The following is a 19,355-nucleotide window of genomic DNA, read 5'->3' as shown; positions in this document are numbered from 1 at the left end:
GCAGCAGTCCCGAGGAGGCAGCGTGGGATTCGACGCGGAGAACGTCGGACCGTTGGGGCCGGAGCAGAAGGCGGTTCCGGTCGAGGCGTGGGGCCGGACGGCCGCCGAGTGGGTGGCGGGCCGGCCGGCGCTGGCGACGCTGCCGACACCGATAGTGACGCTCGACGCCGGCGCGCTCGAGCACAACCGGGCGGCGATGGCCGGCTGGGCCGCGCGCGCCGGGGTCGACCTCGCCCCGCACGGCAAGACGACGATGGCGCCGTCGCTGTGGCGCGCGCAGCTCGACGCCGGGGCCTGGGGCATCACCGTGGCGACCCCGTGGCAGCTGTCGTTCGCGCTCTCCACCGGCCTGCCGTGCGTGCTGGCCGCCTACCCGGTGCTCGACCCGGGCGTGCTGCGTTTCCTGGGCCGGCCGCGGACGGCGCGGGTGCTGGTGTGGGCGGACGGGGTGGACGTCGTCGAGGCGATGGCGCCGCACGTCGCCGGCTCGGCGCAACCGCTCGACGTGCTCGTCGACGTCGGGGCGCCCGGCGGACGGACCGGTGCCCGCACGCTCGACGCCGCGGTCGCCACCGCCCGCGCCGTGGTGGGCACGCCCGGCCTCCGGCTCGCCGGCGTCGCCGGGTACGAGGGGTCGCTGGCGCACGACGCGTCCGACGCGAGCCTGGCCACGATCCGCGCCTACCTGGCGTCGCTCCGGGACGTGCACGCCGCGCTGGGTGACCTCTACGACGGCGAGGCCGTCCTGACCGCCGGGGGCAGCGCGTACTTCGACGAGGTCGCCGGGGCCCTGGCTCCGCTGCACGAGCCGGGACGCACCCGGGTGGTCGTGCGCGCCGGGGCCTACCTCGCCCACGACGACGGGTTCTACCGCGGGATCACCCCGTCGAACCGGGAGACCGGGCCGCGCCTGCGGGCCGCGCTGCACGGCTGGGTGCGCGTGATCTCGCGCCCCGAGCCGGGCCTCGCGCTCGCCGACGGCGGCAAACGCGACCTGCCGTTCGACGAGGGGCTGCCGGAGGTCCAGGCGATCCGGCGCGGTGGCGTCTCCCCGGCCGAGCCGGTGCCGGGCGCCGAGGTCACCGCGCTCGCCGACCAGCACACGTTCGTGCGCCTCACCGGCGACGCCGAGAACGTCCGGGTGGGCGACGTGCTGCGGCTCGGTCTGTCCCACCCATGCACCACGTTCGACAAGTGGGGCCTGCTGCCGGTCGTGGACGACGCGTCGGCGGCCCAACCGGCGGTGGTCGACGTGGTCCGGACGGTGTTCGGATGAGTACCTTCCGCGTCCGGGGGGCCTCGATCGTCGACGGCACCGGTGCACCGGCCTACCGCGGTGACGCGCTGATCGTCGACGGGCGGATCGTCGCGCTCGGCGACGTCCCCGCCGAGGGGCCGGTGCTGGAGGCCGGCGGGCTCGTGCTCGCGCCCGGCTTCATCGACATGCACGCCCACTCCGACCTCGCCGTCGTGACCGACCCCGAGCACCTCGCCAAGACCACCCAGGGCGTCACCACCGAGGTCGTCGGCCAGGACGGCCTGAGCTACGCCCCCGCCACCGACGAGACACTGGCGATCCTCCGCGACCAGCTCGCCGGGTGGAACGGTGTGCCCGGCGACCTCCCGTGGCGGACCGTCGGCGAGTACCTCGACCGGGTGGACGCCGGTGCCGCGGTCAACGTCTGCTACCTGGTGCCGCAGGGCAGCGTCCGGATGATGGTGGTGGGCACCGAGGACCGGCCCGCCACCGGGGCCGAGATCGAGGCGATGGCCGGGCTCGTCCGCGACGGGCTCGAGCAGGGCGCGGTCGGGATGTCCAGCGGGCTCACCTACGTGCCCGGCATGTTCGCCGACACCGACGAGCTGGTCGCGCTGTGCCGGGTCGTCGCCGGGTACGGCGGGTTCTACGCGCCGCACCAGCGTTCCTACGGTCGCGGGGCGCTCGAGGCGTACGCGGAGATGGTCGAGGTGGCGCGGCGCAGCGGGGTCGCGCTGCACCTCACGCACGCGACGATGAACTTCGGCGTGAACCGGGGCCGGGCCGCCGAGCTGCTGGCGCTCATCGACGACGCGCTCGCCGACGGCCTCGACGTCACGCTCGACACCTACCCGTACCTGCCGGGCTCGACGACGCTCGCGGCGGTGCTGCCGAGCTGGTCGGCGACCGGCGGCCCGGCCGCGACGCTGGAGCGGCTGGCCGATCCGGCGGCGCTGGCGCGGATCCGCGAGCAGGTCGAGGTCACCGGCTCCGACGGCTGCCACGGCGTCGTCGCCGAGTGGGACACGCTGCAGATCTCCGGCGTGCGTAACGAGGAGCTGTCCGATCTGGTCGGCTCCACGATCGCGCAGATCGCCGCGGCGGAGGCCCGCGAGGAGTTCGAGGTCTTCGTCGACGTGCTCCGCCGCGACCGGCTGGGCACGACGATCCTGCAGCACGTCGGGCACGAGCCCAACGTCCGCGCGATCATGCGGCACCCGAGGCACACGGTCGGCAGCGACGGCCTGCTCGTCGGCGGCCGCCCGCACCCGCGGGCGTGGGGCACGTTCCCGCACTACCTCGGCCACTACGTGCGCGAGGAGGGTGTGCTCGGCCTGGAGGAGTGCGTCGCGCGCATGACCGGTCGCTCCGCCGCCCGGCTCGGGCTCACCGACCGCGGGGTGCTGCGCCCCGGCGCGATCGCCGACCTGGTGCTGTTCGACCCGTCGACGGTCGCCGCCGGGTCCACGTTCGCCGATCCCCGCCGGCCGGCGGTCGGCATTCCGTACGTCTTCGTCGACGGCGTCCGCGTGATCGACGACGGGCGGCGGACCGACGCGACCCCGGGCCGGGCGGTGCGCCGATGAGCGCGCTGGAGCAAATGTTCGCCGACCGGGTGGTGTGCGTGGTGCGGGCGCCGGTCGTGCCGTCGGCGGAGGCGCTGTGCGGCGCGCTCGCCGCCGGCGGGATCCGCACCGTGGAGCTGACGTTCACCACCCCGGACGTGCTCGACCACCTGCGGGCCGCGGCCGGGGTCCCCGGCGTGACCGTGGGCGTGGGGACCGTGCTCACGGCCGCGGACGCGTCCGGCGCGATCGCCGCCGGCGCCCGGTTCCTGGTGACGCCCGGGGTGCTGCCCGAGGTCGCCGCGGTGGCCAGGGACGCCGGTGTGCCGTTCCTGATGGGCGCGCTGACCCCCACCGAGGTGCTCGGCGCCGCCGCGCTCGGAGCGGCCGCGGTGAAGATCTTCCCGGCCTCGGCCTTCGGGCCCCGGTACCTGCGTGACCTGCACGGGCCGTACCCGTCGTTACGGCTGGTGCCCTCGGGGGGCGTCACCGCCGACAACGCGGGCGAGTTCCTGGCGGCGGGGGCCGCCGCCGTCACCGCCGGGACCGGTGTGGTCCCGCCCTCTGCTGTGGAGGCCGGCGACTGGGCCGGCATCACCCGACGCGCCACCGAGTTCACCGGAGGATTGACGTGAGTTGGTTACAGGACTCGACCGGAGGGTTGCTCCTCCTCTGCGCGGCGGCGATAGCCGTGCTGCTCGCGCTGATCATCGTGGTCAAGCTCGAGCCGTTCATCGCCCTGCTGATCGCCGGGTTCTCGCTGGCGCTGGCGGCCGGGCTGCCGGTGTCGCAGATCGTCGGCACGGCGTTGAAAGCCTCCGATTCGGTGCTGGAGACCGGATTCGGCGGGATCCTCGGTCACATCGCGGTCATCGTCGGCCTGGGTACCGTGCTCGGCGGCATCCTGGAACGCTCCGGCGGCGCGGACGTGCTGGTCGAGAAGCTGACCGGGCGGTTCGGTGAGCGCGGAGCCCCGGTGGCGATGGGGCTGGCCGGGCTGATCTTCGGTATCCCGGTGTTCTTCGACATCGGCATCTTCGTGCTCGCGCCGCTGGTGTACGTGGCCGCGCTGCGGGGCGGGCGCTCGCTGGCGCTGTACGCGCTGCCGATGCTCGCGGGGCTGTCGATGACGCACGCGTTCCTGCCCCCGCACCCCGGCCCCACGGCCGCGGCGGGCCTGCTCAGCGTCAGCCTCGGCTGGGTGATCCTGATCGGCGTGATCTGCGGCCTCCCGGCGTTCGCGGCCGCGGGCATCGCCTGGCCCTACTGGATCGGCCCGCGCGTCCGGGTGGAGGTGCCGGCCGAGGTGGCCGAGGCCGAGGCCCAGCAGCGGGTCACGGTCGGCGGCCCGGCCGCCGATTCCGGGTCGGGTGGCTCCGCGGGTGTGACGACGGCCGAGCGGCCGTCCGGTGGTTCCGGCGACGCGGCCGACGGTGACGACGGCGCGGACGACGGGCCGCGCACCCCGGCCGGACCGGTCGGCGCCTCCGAGCGGCGGCCGGTGGCGCTCGGGACCGTGCTCGCGATCATCCTGGTGCCGCTCGTGCTGATCCTCGGCGCGACCTTCGGCACGGTCTGGCTGGAGAAGAGCACGCTGCTCGCGGTGCTCACGTTCCTCGGCAACCCGGCGGTCGCGCTGACCATCGCGGTGCTGCTCGCGTTCTGGCTGCTCGGCGTGCGCCGCGGGAGCACGGTCGCGGAGCTCTCCGAGGTCACCGCCGCGTCGCTGCGCCCCGTCGGCATGATCCTGCTGGTCGTCGGCGCGGGTGCGTTCTTCGGCAAGGTCATCTCGTCGACCGGTGTCGGTGACGCGCTCGCCGGCACGCTGTCCGACGCCGGTCTGCCGATCATCGTGCTCGCGTACCTGATCTCGTGCGCGTTGCGGCTGGCCCAGGGCTCGGCGACCGTCGCCCTGGTCACCACTGGCGGCATCATCGCGCCGCTGGTCGAGAACGAAGGCTACTCGCCCGCGCAGCTGGCCACGCTGGTGATCGCGATCAGCGCGGGCTCGATCATCGCCAGCCACGTCAACGACGGCGGGTTCTGGATCATCTCGCGGTACTTCAACATGTCGGTGAAGCAGACGCTCGCCACCTGGACCGTGCTCGAGACGATCCTCTCGGTGGTCGGATTCGTCATGACGCTCATCGTCTGGGCGCTGCTGTAGCCGCGAGCCGGGGCGGGCGCACCCCCGCCCCGGCTCGCTCGCGCGGGGGAGGTGCGGGTTCGCCCGCGTCGGCGAGGCGCGCCCGGCCCCCGGGCGGCAGACTGGGGCGGTGAGTCCCTGGTTATCGCGCTATCGCGTCGACCTGCTGATCGCCGCCGTCGTGGCGGTCCCGGTGGCGGGTCAGGTCGGGGCGGCCGACCCCGGTGAGGCCGACGCGCTCGGCGTCGCGTTCAGCGCCGGGACGGTGATCCCGCTGGTCTGGCGGCGTCGCGCCCCGTTCACGGTCGCACTGATCGTGCTCGCGTTCGGGTTGCTGACCTCGGCCTACGCCCGGCCCGGCCAGCAGCTGCAGTACGGGGCGCTGGTGGCCACGTACACGATCGCCGACCTCGGCCCGGTGCCCTGGCAGCGCTGGTCGATCCTGATCGGACAGGTCGTGACGATTCCGCCGGGCGCGATCTTCGTCAAGCACAACACGGTCCCGCAGCTGCTGTTCACGTTGCTGCTGCCGATCGCGGCCTGGATGCTCGGCACGGTCGCCCGCCTGTACCGCGAGCGCGGTGACGCCCTCGCCGCCCGGGCCGAGGAACTCGAACACCAGCGCACCGCCGACGCGGCCCGCGCGGTGGCCGAGGAACGCGCCCGCATCGCCCGCGACCTGCACGACGTCCTCGCGCACGCGGTGAGCGTCATCGTCGTGCAGGCCGAGGCCGGGCCGCTGGTGGTGCGCTCCGACCCGGCGCGCGCCGAGCAGGCCTTCGACGCGATCGCCGAGTCCGGCCGCGACGCGATGGCTCAGCTGCGGCGCTCGCTCGGTGTCCTCAAGACCGCGGGCGACGCCAGGGCGCTCGCGCCGCAGCCGACCGTCGCCGACATCCCCGCGCTCGTCGAGCGGGTGCGCGGGACCGGGTTGCCGGTCGTGCTCACCGAGGTCGGCGACCCGGTCCGGCTGGCGCCCGACGCCGAGCTCGCCGCGTACCGCATCACCCAGGAGGCTCTGACGAACACCGTGAAACACGCCGACGCGGCGCGGGCGACGGTGACCCTGACCTGGTGGCCCGACGGTCTGGCCGTCGAGATCCGCGACGACGGTTCCGGCGGCTCGGACGGTTCCGGCGGCTCGGGCGGTTTCGGCGCGTGGTCGAAGGCCGGTGCGGGTGCCGCCGGGGGGCACGGTTTGATCGGGATCGCCGAGCGGGCGGCGGCCGGCGGCGGTACCGCGTCGGCCGGTCCGGTGGAGGACGGGTTCCTGGTGACCGCGTGGCTGCCCGGATGATCCGGATCGTCGTGGCCGACGACCAGGAGCTGGTCCGCAGCGGGTTCAGCATGATCCTCGACGCGCAGCCCGACTTCACGGTCGTCGCCGAGGCCGGCGACGGGGTGGAGGCCGTCGCCGCCGCGCACGCCCACGCGCCCGACGTCGTCCTGCTCGACGTGCGGATGCCGACGCTCGACGGGCTCGGCGCCGCCCGCCGGATCTGCGCCGAGACCCCGGCCAAGGTCATCATGCTGACCACGTTCGACCAGGACGACTACGTCTACGACGCGTTGGCCGCGGGCGCCAGCGGGTTCCTGCTGAAGGATCTGCGCCGCGACGACCTCGTGCACGCGGTGCGTGTCGTGGCCGGCGGGGAGGCCCTGCTCGCGCCGACCGTCACCCGGCGGCTGATCGCGGAGTTCACCCGCGGACGCGACCGCGGGACGATCGCGCCGTCGCGCCTGGCGGTGCTCACCCCGCGCGAGCAGGAGACGCTCACGCTGCTCGGGCGTGGACTGTCCAACGCCGAGATCGCGGCCGAGCTCGTGGTGAGCGAGCACACGGTCAAGACCCACGTGAGCAACGTGCTCGCGAAACTGGGCCTCCGCGACCGCATCCAGGCCGTGATCGCGGCCTACGAGACCGGCCTGATCGTCCCCGGGAGCTAGCCGCCGGGTTCGCTCGTCACGGCGATGCGGGGACCCACCGGGGCGGGCCAGGCTCGCGGCATGAGACTCTCCTACCTCGCCCCGCCCTTCCTGCTGGCCGCGTACGGCGTCGTCCGCCTCTTCGACGGCCTCGACGGCAGCCACGGTCCCGGTCCGGCCTGGACGATCGGTCATGTCCTGTTCCTGGTCGCCCTGCTCGGCTTCGGCGGGGTCGCGGTCGACCTCGGGCGTCGCCTGCGCACGGTCCCGGCGTTCGTCGCGGCCGGCGCGACGCTGCTGGGCCTGGCCGCGTTCGTCCACACCGTGGTCGTCGACCTGGTCGTCGCCTCCGGCGCCGCCGACCGCGCCGAGATGAACCTGCGCTACCGGGACCACGCCACGCCGCTCGACCCGGTCGCGCCGCTGTACCCGATCGGGTTCACGGTGCTGGTGCTGCTGCTCGCGATCGCCGCCCGCCGCGCCTACTGGAGCCCGGTGCTCGTACTGCTCGGCTACCTGGCGATCGTCGTGAACCTGGATCTGCTGCCGCTGGCCGGACTGGTGATCCTCGGTGCTTCGATCCCGGCCGCCCGGGACAATGATCGCCAGGTACGCCCGACGAAGGGACCGAATGGCCGACAACACGCTGGAATTTGACGGCACCACCAAACGCTACGGCGACGTCGTCGCGCTGGACGACCTCTCGTTCGCCGTCCGCCCGGGCGAGATCTTCGGGTTCGTCGGCAGCAACGGTGCCGGGAAGACCACGGCCATGCGGATCGCGCTCGGCGTCCTCGCGGCGGACGGCGGTGCGGTCCGCTGGCGCGGTGCCCCGATCACGCTCGAGGCGGCCCGCCGCATCGGCTACATGCCGGAGGAACGCGGTCTCTACCCGAAGATGACCGTCGCCGACCAGCTGGAGTACCTGGCCCGCCTGCACGGCCTGAGCCGCGTCGACGCCCGCGCGGCCGTCGTCGAGTGGACCGACCGGCTCGGCATCGGCGAGCGGCGCACCAGCGAGGTGGGCGCGCTGAGCCTCGGCAACCAGCAGCGGGTCCAGCTCGCGGCCGCGCTGCTGCACGGCCCCGACCTGCTCGTGCTCGACGAACCGTTCTCCGGCCTCGACCCGGTCGCGGTCGACGTGATGAGCAGCGTGCTCGCCGAACGGGCGGCGGCCGGCGTGCCGGTGCTGTTCTCCAGCCACCAGCTCGACCTGGTGCAGCGGCTGTGCGACCGGGTCGGCATCATCCGTTCCGGGCGGCTGGTCGCGTGCGACACCGTCGACGCGCTGCGCAGTTCGAAGCGGCAGGTCACGGTGGAGGTCCGGGGCGACTGGGATCCGGCTCTGCCCGGCGTCGACCTCGTTTCGGACGACGGGACCCGGCACGTGCTGGCGCTCGCCGACGACGTGGACGACCAGGACGTGTTGCGTGCCGCGCTCGCGGCCGGGCCGGTCACCGAGTTCCGGCCGCACCGGCCGACGCTCACCGAACTGTTCCGGGAAGTCGTGACCGACGAGGGAGCTCAGCCGTGAGCAGCACGTCCGTGGTCTGGCTGATCGCCGCGCGCGAGCTGCGCACGCGGCTGAAGGCCAAGTCGTTCGTGATCGGCACGGTCGGGTTGCTCGTGGTGATCGCGGGTTACCTGGTGCTGTCGGTGTGGCTGGCGGGCTCGTCCGGGCCGACGATCGCGCTGTCCGGGCCGACGACCGAGCTGCGTCCCGCGATCGAGGCCGTGGCGACGAGCCTCGACGAGGACCTCGAGGTGCGCGTCGTCGACGAGGCCGCCGGCCGCGAGCAGGTGCGCGACGGTGACCTGGACGCGTTGATCACCGGGTCGGCGTCGGCTCCGACCGCGGTCGTCGAGGACGAGCTCGACGACACCGTGCGCGGGATCCTCACCGCCGTACTGCAGCAGCGCGCCCTGCAGGCCTCGCTGGCGCAGGCCGGGGCGGACCCGGCCGCGGTGCAGCGGGCGGTCGCCGGGGCCGGGGTGCGCGTCGACGCGTACCGGGCCTCCGACCCGCAGGAGGGGCAGCGGCTGGTGCTGGCCGCGGTGTCGATGACGCTGCTCTACATCGCGCTGATCAGCTACGGCACCGGGGTGGCCCAGGGGGTGGTCGAGGAGAAGACCAGCCGGGTCGTGGAGCTGCTCCTCGCGACCGTGCGGCCGTGGCAGCTGCTGCTCGGCAAGGTCGTGGGCATCGGGCTGGTGGGGCTGGTCCAGCTGGTGATCCTGGGCGGGGTGGGCCTGGTCGGAGCGACCGCCGCCGGGCAGCTGACGTTGCCCGCGGTGGGCATCGGGACGTTCGTGTCGCTGCTCGGGTGGTACCTGCTGGGGTTCTTCCTGTTCGCGTCGGTGTTCGCGGCGGCGGGGGCGCTGGTGTCGCGGTTCGAGGAGATGCAGAGCGTGATCTCGCCGCTGATCATGCTGCTCGTGATCATCTTCGTGCTCGGGCTCAACCTGCTGATCCGCGATCCCCGCAGCGAGCTGGTGGAGGTCCTGTCGATGATCCCGCCGTTCACCGCGATCCTGATGCCGGCGAGGGGTGCGCTCGGGGTCGCCCCGGCCTGGCAGATGGCGCTCGCGGTGGTGCTGACGCTGATCGCGCTGGCCGGCACGGTGCGGGTGGCCGGTGCGGTCTACCGGCGCGGCGTGCTGCACACCGGGTCGCGCCTGTCGGTGCGTGCCGCGCTGCGCACGCCTAGCTCAGAGCGGGACCGGTCATCCAGTACTCGCCGCCGGCCCGGCTGAGGTAACCGACGTCGACCAGGTAGCGACGCAGCGCGACGTGGTCGACGGGCCCGCCGTCGCACCACGGCCCGAGCCGCTCGTTGACGGTCTGCTCGTCGTACCGCTCGCCTGGGACGAACGTGTGCGTGCTGACGTGGCCGAGGACGGCGAGCTTGCGCGTCCAGCGGGCCGGGAAGCCGACCAGCCGGTCGTCGCGGACGTAGCGCCGGAGGACCTGATCGTTCATGCCCGGCACCGTACGCCGGGGGTGCGGGCACGGCGAGCGGTTTAGCGTGGCGGCATGCCCCACATCGATCTGCCGCCGCTGCCCGGACTGGTCGGGCTGCTCGCCGCCCGCCCCGACGTCGCCGCGCCGCTCACCGCGCTGGCCGAGACGCTCTTACGCGGGCCGTCGCCGCTCACGCCGGCCCAGCGCGAGACCATCGCCGCCCACGTGTCCCACGGCAACGGGTGCGTGTTCTGCGCCGAGACCCACGGCGCGGTGGCCCGGGAGCTCGACGCCGGCGCCGGGTCCGGGCTGGAGCCGTTGCTGGCGATCGCCGAGAAGGTGCGGGTGGACGGCCGCTCGGTGACCGAGCGGGACGTGGCGCGGGCCCGGGAGGCCGGTGCCGACGACGCGGCCATCCACGACACGGTGCTGATCGCCGCCGCGTTCTCCATGTTCAACCGCTACGTCGACGGCCTGGCGACCACCGTCCCGTCCGAGCCGGAGCACTACGCACGGCACGGCCGGGCGCTGGCCGAGAACGGCTACCGGCCGCGGTGACGCGTGACCGCGCGCTCGGGGCGCTCGGCGGGCTGGCGCTGGGCGACGCGCTCGGGATGCCGACCCAGAACCAGCCCCGGGACGCGATCCGCCGCCGCTACGGGGCGGTGCTCGACGACCTGTACCCCGGCCCGGACGACAACGAGATCAGCCGGGGCCTACCGGCCGGGCGGGTCACCGACGACACCGATCAGGCCGTGATCCTCGCGCGGTTGTTCGTCGCCGGGGACGGCCGGGTCGATCCGCGGGCGTTCGCCGACGCGTTGCTCGCCTGGGAGGAGCGGATGCGCGCCGAGGGCTCGCTCGACCTGCTCGGCCCCTCGACCCGGCGTGCGCTCGCCGCGGTCGCGCGGGGCGTCCCGCCGGACGAGACCGGCCGCTGGGGTGACACCAACGGCGCCGCGATGCGGATCGCGCCGATCGGGGTCGGTGTCCGCCCCCGGCCGCTCGACGCCCTGGTCGACGCGGTGGAGCAGGCGTGCCGCGTCACCCACCACACCGGGGTCGCGATCGCCGGTGCCGCGGCGATCGCGGCCGCGGTCAGCTCCGGCGTCGAGGGCCGCACCCTGCGCGAGTCGCTCGGGTAAGCGGTCGCCGCCGCCCGGCGGGGCGCCGAACGCGGCCACTACGTGCCGGGCGCCGACGTCGCCGCCCGGATCGAGTGGGCCCTGAGCCTGGCCGAACCGGACCTCGACCGGATCTACCGGCTGGTCGGGACCGGCCTGGCCACCCAGGAGGCGGTGCCGGCGGCGCTGGCGGTCGCCGCGCTCTTCCCGGACGACCTGTGGGACGCCTGCCGGCACGCGGCGAGCCTCGGGGGCGACTGCGACACGATCGCCGCGATGACCGGCGCGGTCGTCGGGGCGCACGTCGGCTGGAACTCCGTGCCGGCCCCGATCCGCGACCGGCTCGCGGCCGCGAACCCCGCGCTCGATCTCCCCGCGCTCGCCGCGCGCCTCCTCGCCCGCCGCGGGTAGGACCGGGGTATGCACTCTTTGCACGCTGAGGTGACGACTACGTATCACAACGGTCCGTTCGGGCGACTTCGGTGCCGGTCGATCGGGACCGCGCGGCCCGGCGTCCCCCAGGTCGTGGTCGTGCCGGGCCTGTCGGTCGCCGACTACCTGCTGACCGGGCTCGCCGGTTTCGGCCGCTGGACCCGCGCCCACCTGCTCGAACTCCCGCGCTCCGGCGGCGTCGACGTCACCCGTTTCGCCGACGCGGTCGCCGGCTGGCTCGACACGTACGCGCTCGGGCCGGTAGTGCTCGGCGGGCACTCCAGCGGCACCCAGGTCGCGGCCGCGGCGTCGGCCGGGCGTGACGACGTCGTCGTGGCGCTCCTGGTGGGGCCGATCGTCGACCCGGCCCGGCGCAGTGCGTTCCGGCTCGGGGTGGGCTGGCTGCGTGACGGGCGGCAGGAGCGCGGCGGCCTGATCCGGTCGCAGGGGCCGGAGTGGGCCCGGTCGGGGCCGGTCCGGATCGCGCGGCTCATCCGGTCGCACCTCGCGTTCCGCATCGAGGAGCCGGTCGGCGCCCTGCGGGTGCCCGCGCTGGTGCTGCGGGGGAGCGAGGACCGGCTGTCCCGGGCCGGTTGGTGCCGCCGGCTCGCCGCGAGCACCCCCGGTGGCCGCTACGTCGAACTGCCCGGCGCGCACTCGTTCTTCTGGGACGATCCGGAGACCTGGGTGGAAGTGGTGAGAGACGCGTGCAGCTCCCGGAGCCCGAGGCCCGCCGCCGGCTGACCGAGGCCCGCGTGGTGCGGCTGGCCACGGCCGACGCCGGCGGCGTGCCCCACCTCGTACCGGCGACGTTCGCGGTCGAGCGGGACACGATCCTGATCGCGGTGGACCACAAGCCGAAGCGGCACACGAACCTGCGCCGCCTGCGCAACGTCGCCGAGAACCCGCACGTCTGCGTGCTGGCCGACTTCTACGCCGACGAGTGGACCCAGCTCTGGTGGGTGCGCGCCGACGGTCTCGCGCGGGTGACCGACGGGCCCACCGACGCGCTCGTCGCCAAGTACCCGCAGTACCGGGACCGGCCACCCACCGGCCCGGTGCTCACGATCGAGGTGACGCGTTGGAGCGGCTGGGCGTACGCCTAGCCGCGTCCGCGCCGCCCGACGAGGGCCTCGAAGAAGCGTTCCTCCGGGGTGCCGAACGGTGTGTCGGCCACCAGGTAGGTCCAGGTGGACGTGGGGCGCCGCAGGCCGGCCTCGGCCAGGTCGACGCCGTCGCCCGGTTCGAGCGTCGTCAGCGTCTCCTCGGCGGCCTCGCGGACGTGGGCCTGCAACGACCGGAACGCGTCGATCGCGAGCCGGTTGAACTCGTCCAGCGGGGTTTCCCGGCCAAGGATGCGCAGGTGGATGCCCTCGCGGATGGTGGCCAGCTCGGCGAGGTGCTCGGCCCAGGCCTGATCCAGGTGGAACAGCAGCACCTGCCGGACCACGTCGAGCGTGTGCTCGTGCTCGACCCACACCCACTCGTGCAGGTCGTCGAGCTCCTCGGCGGCGAGGATCGCGGTGCGCCACTCGATCGTCGCGGCCCGCTGGTTCTCGACCAGCTCGTCGTAGCGCACGGTCTTGCGGTGGATCTGGTCGAGCTTCCCGGCCGCCACCCGCTGCGCGTGGTCGACGTGCTTGCGCAGGCCCTTGTCGAGCACGGAGCCCTCGTTGTCGAGCTTCTGCACCGCGTTGTGGTCGGGCGCGTGCTCGAGCACGAGGTCGTCGTCGAGGCTGGTGAAGAACACCGAGCGCCCCGGGTCGCCCTGGCGGCCGGAGCGACCCCGGAGCTGGCGGTCCAGGCGGGCGGAGTCGTAACGCCCGATGCCGACCACGCACAGCCCGCCGAGCTCACGGACCGCCTCGGCCAGCGCCGGGTCGTCCTCGGCGGCGACCCCGCCGAGCCGGATGTCCACCCCGCGCCCGGCCATCTGGGTGGAGATCGTCACCGCGCCCCGCCGCCCCGCGTCGGCGATGATCTCCGCCTCGGCGGTGTCGTTGCGTGCGTTGAGCACCACGTGGTCGATGCCGGCGGCCTTCAGCCGGTCGCTCCACGCCTCCGACGTCGCGACGTCCCGGGTGCCGATCAGCAGCGGCTGACCCTTCTCGTGGGCGTCGGTGAGGAACGTGATCAGCGCCTCGTCGCGGTACTCGGCGTCGGCGTAGAGGCGGTCCGGCTCGTCGTCGCGCACCAGCGGCGTGGCCGGCGGCACGACGCCGATCGTCAGGTCGTAGAACTCGCTGATCTGCGCGGCGGCTTCACGCGCGCTGCCGCTCATGCCGGTGACCGTGGTGTACCCGGTGACCAGCGACCGGATCAGCATCTGGTCGCGGACCTCCCCGGCGGTCGAGACGTCCAGCCCCTCCTTGACCTCGACCGCGGTCTGCAGCCCGTCGGGCCAGCGCTGCTTGTCGACCGTGCGGCCGCGCGACGCGCTGATGATCTCGACCCGGTCGTTGCGCACCAGGTAGTCGACGTCCCGCTCGACCAGCACCTGGGCGTGCAGCGCGAGGTTCGCCGCGGTGAGCAGCGCGACGTGCTCGGGATGGAACAGGTTCTCCACGCCCAGGAACGTCTCGACGCTCGCCAGGCCGGCGTCGGTGAACGTGGCGTTGCGCCGGTCGTCGTCGACCTCGTAGTGCTTACCGAGGCGGAAGTGGCGCAGGTGGGCGGCCAGCTCGCGGGCCGCCACCACCGGCCCGGCCTCACCGGCCAGCACCAGCGGGACCAGCGCCTCGTCGAGCAGCACCGCGTCGATCTCGTCGACGATCACGACGTCGCGTGGGCTCAGCACGGTGTCGCCGGGGGCGGTGCGCTGCCGGTCACGCAGCAGGTCGAAGCCGACCTCGTGCACGGGGGCGTAGACGACGTCGGCGGCGTAGGCCTCGCGGCGGGCGTCGTCGTCCAGATCGGAGGTGACCGACGCGACCGTGAGCCCGAACTCGTCGAAGAACGGCTGGGACCAGGCCGCGTCGCGCCGGGCCAGGTAGTCGTTGACGCTCAGCACGTGCACGCGCCGCCCCGCGCACCCGAACGCGGCTGCCACCAGCACGCCGACGAGCGTCTTGCCCTCGCCGGTGGCCATGTCGACGACCCGCCCGCGCAGCATGTTGACGACCGCCAGCAACTGCACGTCGAACGCGTCGAGGCTCCACACCCGCCGGCCGGTCTCCCGCGCGATCGCGCAGAACTCGGCCAGGTCGGTGTCGCTCAGCACCTCGCCCGTACGCAGCGCCCGCGCGGCCTCACGCAACGCGTCGTCGTCGAGCTCCGCGAACTCGTCCCGCCGCGTCTCCGCCGCATCCACCAGGGGCTGCAGCGGCGTCAGGTCGGTAGTGCCGGGCTCGTTCCGTAGCCGGTGCACGGCCCCGGTGAACCGTTCCCGCCATCCGGATCCAGTCGTCCTCACAGCTAAACCCTACGTGCGGGGTACGACAGGAGTTCCCGCAGCGGTCGGTTGCCGGGTGGCGAGGGGAGCGGACGCGGCGTGGTGGGCGGCGCGGGACCGGCAAAACCCGAGGCCACGATGGGGGCAGCGGCGGTGTCGGCCGTGGGTGTGAGTGGGTGACGGGAGGGTGGCGCCCTGAGCCGGGCGTCGACCACCGCTGGGGCCAGCGGCCACGGAGATCGGGTCAGAGTCGGGTGGAGGTTGGGACCCGCGATGTCGAGGGCGATGGTCCGCGTGGCGGGTGGGATCCGATCGGGGTTGGCGGCGGCGTCCGATCGGGGTGGCCGCGGTGTCCGATCGGGGTGGCCGCGGTGTCCGATCGGGGTGGCTGCGGCGGAGGGTGGTGATCGCGATGGCGGAGCGGCGAGCCGAAGTTGCCGCGGGGCCGGGTACCGCCGACCTGTTCGGCGCGATCCGCCGCGTCGATCCGCACCGCTGCGCTGGCCGGGTCATCGATGGATCACGAGGGGCAGCTCGGGCCGGGGTTGCCGACCCGGAGTTCCGCACCGAGATCGCGACCACGCCAAGCGCCGGTGTCACGGCCCGCGCTCGCGGAGGGGTTCGGGGTGGCGGTGCCGGAGGTCGACGGGCCCGGCGCGGCCGCGAGCGAAGCGGCCGCCCGCTGGATCTGGTCGCGAAGTCGGACCTGCCAGGCGCACGCCCCGCTCGAAGAGGCGGCCTGGCCCGTCGGAAGAGGCGGCTCGGCCGGTTGGGAGAGCGCGGCTCGGCCGGTTGGGAGAGCGCGGCTCGGCCGGTTGGGAGAGCGCGGCTCGGCCCGTTAGGGGAGGCGGACCGGTCGGTCGGAACAGGCGTAGGGCCTCGGTAGAGACTGCGCACCGGCCCCCTTTTCGACGTCGCGCTGTGCGGCCCGGCGCCTGGGTTCCGGTCTGTTCCCAAGCCGGCAGCCAACCGTGGCCGCGGCCCGGGCGACGACCGGCAGCGTTGTCGGCCCATCCGGACACGACAGCTGCCCACGAGCCGGCCGCGGCCGAAACGACCTCCGCCTTGCCGCTCGCCGCCTGGCCACGCCCACGGCTCCTGAAACGTGGAAACACGCCCTAGGTGGCGGAGCCCATGGCAATCTCCGCGCCGAACCGCGAGCCCGCCGAGCGCGGCCAGGCGCAAGCATCGGAGCCGCGCCATCCAGAGCACAGACAGGCGCGCGCACCCGACCGTGTCGAGCGCTACCGGCCGCGAGCGACCCGCGCCCATCGACCGCCCGCGACACGCAAGCATCCGACGACGCCAACATCGCCGACCGCGCGTATCCCGAGCCCGCCGGGCACCACCAGGCGCGAGCATCCGGCCGAGTCAAGCGCCACTGCCGCGAGCATCCCTGGCCTGTTGTACGCCGTTAGCGGCGAGCATCCTCGGCCCGCTGTGCGCCGCCGTCAGCGAGCATCCGCGGCCTGTCGGGTACCGGCAGCGGCACGCGTTCGTGCCCGTCGTACGTCGACAGGGTGAGCATTCGGGCGGCCATGCGCCGCCAACCCCGGCATCCGTGGCCGCCGGGTGCCGAGCATCCGGCCGAGTCGAGCGCAACCGCAGCGAGCATCCCCGGCCCGTTGTGCGCCGTTAGCGGCGAGCGTCCCCGGCCCGTTGTGCGCCGTTAGCGGCGAGCGTCCCCGGCCCGTTGTGCGCCGTCAGCGGCGAGCGTCCCCGGCCCGGCGCGCACGGCAGCGGCACCACGCATCCGAGCCCGTGGTACGCCGCCAGGGGAGGGCATCCGGGCCCGTCGCGCACCGCCCACCCGAAGCCCTCGTGCACCGCCAACCCCCGGCATCCGGCGCCCGCCAAACCCAAGCACCCAACCGCGTGAAGCGCGGCCAGCCGCGAGCACCGAGCATGTCGAGCGCCGCCCAGGCGCGAGCGCCTGAACCGGAACCCGCTCAGGGCGATACCGCCGCCCCGAGCGGGCCGCCCGCTCAGTCCGTGCCGGATTCCAGGGCGGCCAGGTCGAGCAGCTCGTCATCGCCCAGGACCTCGCTGCGGCGGGTGCGAGCCCCGCCGGCGGCGATGGCCTGGGCGCCGCCCTCGGACATCGCGCCGATGAGGCCGGTGGAGGCGGCCTGGGCCGCGCCGGTCAGGGTCGGCCGGTCGCCCTGGGCGGGCACGGCACCGACGATGCCCAGGCCGACGTACTGCTCGAGCCGGGCGCGCGAGTCGGCGATGTCGAGGTTGCGCATGGTCAGCTGGCCGATGCGGTCGACCGGGCCGAACGCGGCGTCCTCGGTGCGTTCCATCGACAGCTTGTCGGGGTGGTAGCTGAACGCCGGGCCGGTGGTGTCGATGATCGTGTAGTCCTCGCCGCGCCGCAGGCGCAGCGTGACCTGGCCGGTGACCGCGGACCCGACCCACCGCTGGAGGGACTCGCGCAGCATCAGCGCCTGCGGGTCGAGCCACCGGCCCTCGTACATGAGCCGGCCGAGGCGGCGGCCCTCCACGTGGTACGCGGTGAGCGTGTCCTCGTTGTGGACCGCGTTGACTAGCCGCTCGTACGCGGCGTGCAGCAGGGCCATGCCGGGCGCCTCGTAGATGCCACGGCTCTTGGCCTCGATGATGCGGTTCTCGATCTGGTCGGACATGCCCAGGCCGTGGCGTCCGCCGATCGCGTTGGCCTCGAGCACCAGGTCGACCGCGGACGCGAACTCCTTGCCGTTGATCGTGACCGGCCGGCCCTGCTCGAACCCGATCGTGACGTCCTCGGGGGCGATCTCGATGTCGGCGTCCCAGAAGCGCACGCCCATGATCGGCTCGACGATCTCGATGCCGGTGTCGAGGTGTTCGAGCGACTTCGCCTCGTGGGTGGCGCCCCAGATGTTCGCGTCGGTGGAGTAGGCCTTCTCGACGCTCGAGCGGTACGGGAGATCGCGGGCGAGCAGCCACTGCGACATCTCGGTGCGGCCGCCCAGTTCGGTCACGAAGTCGGCGTCGAGCCAGGGCTTGTAGATCCGCAGCGACGGGTTGGCGAGCAGGCCGTAGCGGTAGAACCGCTCGATGTCGTTGCCCTTGAACGTGGAGCCGTCGCCCCAGATCTGGACGCCGTCCTCCAGCATCGCGCGGACGAGCAGCGTGCCGGTGACGGCGCGGCCGAGCGGGGTCGTGTTGAAGTAGGCCCGGCCGCCGGAGCGGATGTGGAACGCGCCGCAGGCGAGGGCGGCGAGGCCTTCCTCGACGAGCGCTTCACGGCAGTCGACGAGGCGCGCGATCTCGGCGCCGTAGGTGCCGGCACGGCTGGGCACCGACGCGATGTCGGGCTCGTCGTACTGCCCGATGTCGGCGGTGTAGGTGCACGGCACCGCGCCTTTCTCACGCATCCACGCGACGGCCACCGAGGTATCGAGGCCGCCGGAGAAAGCGATTCCGACGCGTTCGCCAACAGGGAGAGAGGTCAGCACCTTGGACACGAAGCAAGTATATGCGTAGGGGTGCATGATCATGCAACCCCGGTTCCGGGATGGATGCTCCGCCGGGTCGCTAGGGTGACCACCATGCCCGACCGGCCGCTGCGGCGCGACGCCGAGCGCAACCGGCAGCGCATCCTGGCCGCCGCCCGCGAGGTCTTCGCCGCGCGGGGCGTCGACGTGACGCTCGACGACATCGCGCACCACGCCGGCCTGGGCGTGGGCACGGTCTACCGGCGGTACCCGAGCCGGGAGCTGCTCGTCGAGGCGTTGTTCGCCGAGCGGCTCGAACGGATGGTCGCGCTCGCCGCGGCGGCGCGCGGTAACCCCGATCCGTGGGCCGGGCTCGTCTGCTTCGCCGAGGCCTCGGCCGAGGACATGGCGGCCGACCGGGGCCTGCGCGACGTCGTGTTCAGCCGGGTCTACGGGCACGAGCACGTCGAGCAGGCGCGGGTGCGGCTGGAGCCGGAGATCGACGACCTGGTGGCCCGTGCGCACGCGGCCGGTGTGCTGCGGCCCGGCGTCGAGGGTGGCGATCTGGTGATGCTGCAGTTCATGATCGCGGCGGTGCTGGAGTACTCCGAACACGTCGCTCCGGGGCTGTGGCGGCGCTACCTCGCGGTGGCGCTCGACGGGCTGCGGAGCGGGTGCGGCCCGCTGCCCGGCGCGTCACCTGACGTAGAAATTTTGAATCGTGTCGCTCAGGAGTGGCGCCCACCGCGTAGACCGGCGTAACCTTCGGCGTGCCTTCACCCATTGGCTTGACAGATGGGGAAAGCTGAAGGTGGCGTCCCCGTTCGGGGCGTGAGGTTTTTTTTCGGAGGATTACAAAGCATGGCTACTGGCACCGTGAAGTGGTTCAACTCGGAGAAGGGATTCGGGTTCATCGCCCCGGATGGAGGCGGACCTGACGTCTTCGCCCACTACTCGGCGATCCAGGGACAGGGCTACAAGGAGCTGACCGACGGTCAGTCCGTCGAGTTCGACATCACGCAGGGCCAGAAGGGCCCGCAGGCGTCGAACATCACGCCGCTGTAACTAGACTTCGCTAAACACTCAGGGCCCGTGCCCGGCATTCGTGCCGGAC

17 protein-coding genes and 1 pseudogene are annotated in these 19,355 nt (G+C 73.7%); 15 read left to right on the top strand and 3 right to left on the bottom strand.

Annotated features, from left to right (window positions below):
* Nucleotides 1–22: 22 nt before the first annotated feature.
* The 9 genes from CRYAR_RS22975 (at nt 23) to CRYAR_RS22935 (ending at nt 9,649) form a co-directional block, all read left to right on the top strand.
* Nucleotides 23–1,276, top strand: a complete 1,254-nt coding sequence (locus tag CRYAR_RS22975; protein ID WP_211247594.1) for a type III PLP-dependent enzyme domain-containing protein — start codon at nt 23–25, stop codon at nt 1,274–1,276.
* A complete protein-coding gene (locus CRYAR_RS22970; protein WP_035855143.1) occupies nt 1,273–2,844 on the top strand; it encodes an N-acyl-D-amino-acid deacylase family protein in 1,572 nt (523 codons plus the stop codon). The genes CRYAR_RS22975 and CRYAR_RS22970 overlap by 4 nt, the downstream gene beginning before the upstream one ends.
* A complete protein-coding gene (locus CRYAR_RS22965; protein WP_035855141.1) occupies nt 2,841–3,458 on the top strand; it encodes a bifunctional 4-hydroxy-2-oxoglutarate aldolase/2-dehydro-3-deoxy-phosphogluconate aldolase in 618 nt (205 codons plus the stop codon). Before CRYAR_RS22970 ends, CRYAR_RS22965 begins: the two co-directional genes overlap by 4 nt.
* Complete coding sequence (locus tag CRYAR_RS22960; protein WP_063725751.1) at nt 3,455–4,990, top strand: GntP family permease; 1,536 nt, start codon at nt 3,455–3,457, stop codon at nt 4,988–4,990. The genes CRYAR_RS22965 and CRYAR_RS22960 overlap by 4 nt, the downstream gene beginning before the upstream one ends.
* Before the next feature lie 109 nt (nt 4,991–5,099).
* Entirely contained in the window at nt 5,100–6,266 is a 1,167-nt protein-coding gene (locus CRYAR_RS49060; RefSeq protein ID WP_035855135.1) for a sensor histidine kinase, read from the top strand.
* Nucleotides 6,263–6,916 (top strand): response regulator, encoded by a 654-nt coding sequence (locus CRYAR_RS22950; protein WP_035865926.1) that lies wholly within the window; start codon nt 6,263–6,265, stop codon nt 6,914–6,916. Before CRYAR_RS49060 ends, CRYAR_RS22950 begins: the two co-directional genes overlap by 4 nt.
* Nucleotides 6,917–6,976: 60 nt before the next feature.
* Nucleotides 6,977–7,552: a hypothetical protein gene (locus CRYAR_RS22945; protein ID WP_051570823.1), complete on the top strand. Its 576-nt coding sequence runs from the start codon at nt 6,977–6,979 to the stop codon at nt 7,550–7,552.
* Nucleotides 7,527–8,429, top strand: a complete 903-nt coding sequence (locus CRYAR_RS22940; RefSeq protein WP_035855133.1) for an ABC transporter ATP-binding protein — start codon at nt 7,527–7,529, stop codon at nt 8,427–8,429. The genes CRYAR_RS22945 and CRYAR_RS22940 overlap by 26 nt, the downstream gene beginning before the upstream one ends.
* A complete protein-coding gene (locus tag CRYAR_RS22935; protein ID WP_051570822.1) occupies nt 8,426–9,649 on the top strand; it encodes an ABC transporter permease in 1,224 nt (407 codons plus the stop codon). Before CRYAR_RS22940 ends, CRYAR_RS22935 begins: the two co-directional genes overlap by 4 nt.
* Here the strand turns inward: CRYAR_RS22935 and CRYAR_RS22930 are convergent.
* Nucleotides 9,600–9,875, bottom strand: coding sequence for a DUF2087 domain-containing protein (locus tag CRYAR_RS22930; protein WP_051570821.1), 276 nt, complete (start codon nt 9,873–9,875; stop codon nt 9,600–9,602). The genes CRYAR_RS22935 and CRYAR_RS22930 overlap by 50 nt on opposite strands.
* 54 nt (nt 9,876–9,929) lie before the next feature.
* Here CRYAR_RS22930 and CRYAR_RS22925 point away from each other — a divergent pair, with 54 nt between their 5' ends.
* From CRYAR_RS22925 to CRYAR_RS22910, 4 genes and pseudogenes are all read left to right on the top strand, one after another.
* A complete protein-coding gene (locus CRYAR_RS22925) occupies nt 9,930–10,415 on the top strand; it encodes a carboxymuconolactone decarboxylase family protein (protein WP_035855131.1) in 486 nt (161 codons plus the stop codon).
* Nucleotides 10,412–11,392, top strand: a pseudogene (locus CRYAR_RS49740) (ADP-ribosylglycohydrolase family protein). Before CRYAR_RS22925 ends, CRYAR_RS49740 begins: the two are co-directional and overlap by 4 nt.
* A gap of 30 nt (nt 11,393–11,422) precedes the next feature.
* Nucleotides 11,423–12,157 carry an alpha/beta fold hydrolase gene (locus CRYAR_RS22915; protein ID WP_169745076.1) on the top strand — a complete coding sequence of 245 codons (735 nt, stop codon included), beginning with the start codon at nt 11,423–11,425 and terminating at the stop codon, nt 12,155–12,157.
* Nucleotides 12,121–12,519: a TIGR03668 family PPOX class F420-dependent oxidoreductase gene (locus CRYAR_RS22910; RefSeq protein ID WP_035855129.1), complete on the top strand. Its 399-nt coding sequence runs from the start codon at nt 12,121–12,123 to the stop codon at nt 12,517–12,519. Before CRYAR_RS22915 ends, CRYAR_RS22910 begins: the two co-directional genes overlap by 37 nt.
* On the opposite strand, the gene secA2 is transcribed toward CRYAR_RS22910, so the two are convergent.
* Together secA2 and argG are read right to left on the bottom strand one after the other, a co-directional pair.
* Nucleotides 12,516–14,825: an accessory Sec system translocase SecA2 gene (gene secA2, locus CRYAR_RS22905; RefSeq protein WP_211247591.1), complete on the bottom strand. Its 2,310-nt coding sequence runs from the start codon at nt 14,823–14,825 to the stop codon at nt 12,516–12,518. The genes CRYAR_RS22910 and secA2 overlap by 4 nt on opposite strands.
* 1,964 nt (nt 14,826–16,789) lie before the next feature.
* Nucleotides 16,790–18,271: an argininosuccinate synthase gene (gene argG / locus CRYAR_RS22900; RefSeq protein ID WP_035855126.1), complete on the bottom strand. Its 1,482-nt coding sequence runs from the start codon at nt 18,269–18,271 to the stop codon at nt 16,790–16,792.
* An 84-nt stretch (nt 18,272–18,355) separates the two neighbouring features.
* Between argG and CRYAR_RS22895 the strand changes: the two genes are divergently transcribed.
* The gene (locus tag CRYAR_RS22895; protein WP_157017988.1) at nt 18,356–19,003 is read left to right on the top strand and encodes a TetR/AcrR family transcriptional regulator; all 648 of its coding nucleotides are present in this window, start codon (nt 18,356–18,358) and stop codon (nt 19,001–19,003) included.
* A gap of 99 nt (nt 19,004–19,102) precedes the next feature.
* Complete coding sequence (locus CRYAR_RS22890) at nt 19,103–19,306, top strand: cold-shock protein (protein WP_035855122.1); 204 nt, start codon at nt 19,103–19,105, stop codon at nt 19,304–19,306.
* Nucleotides 19,307–19,355: the final 49 nt, after the last annotated feature.

Origin of the sequence: Cryptosporangium arvum DSM 44712 (genome assembly GCF_000585375.1) — a bacterium.
In the GTDB taxonomy this organism is placed as follows: Bacteria; Actinomycetota; Actinomycetes; order Mycobacteriales; family Cryptosporangiaceae; genus Cryptosporangium; species Cryptosporangium arvum.
Note: the sequence above shows the minus strand (reverse complement) of the source record. Positions and strands in the feature narration are given on the sequence as shown.